Annotated in this window: 1 rRNA gene; it reads left to right on the top strand. The window is 52.5% G+C overall.

Features of this window, described 5'->3' with window-relative positions:
• Positions 1–87: 87 nt before the first annotated feature.
• Positions 88–202, top strand: a 5S ribosomal RNA gene (gene rrf, locus OKA11_RS24600).
• Positions 203–240 lie beyond the last annotated feature (38 nt).

Genomic DNA, 240 nt, shown 5'->3' with positions numbered 1-240 from the left:
GGCCAGCTGTCTTGATGATCGGACGATCATCCAGCCAGATAAAGCACGGGCATACATCGATTGAAAAACAGCACGCTGTCTCCATTGCTTGGTGACCATAGCGTCAGTGACCCACCCGATCCCATCTCGAACTCGGCCGTGAAACCTGTCAGCGCCAATGGTACTAACGCTCAAGCGTTGGAAGAGTAGGACGTCGCCAGGCATTGAAGACAGCGTAGCTAAAACCCATTCACAATCTCA

The sequence above is a fragment of the Novosphingobium clariflavum genome (assembly GCF_026420865.1).
GTDB classification, from domain to species: Bacteria; Pseudomonadota; Alphaproteobacteria; order Sphingomonadales; family Sphingomonadaceae; genus Novosphingobium; species Novosphingobium clariflavum.
Note: the sequence above shows the minus strand (reverse complement) of the source record. Positions and strands in the feature narration are given on the sequence as shown.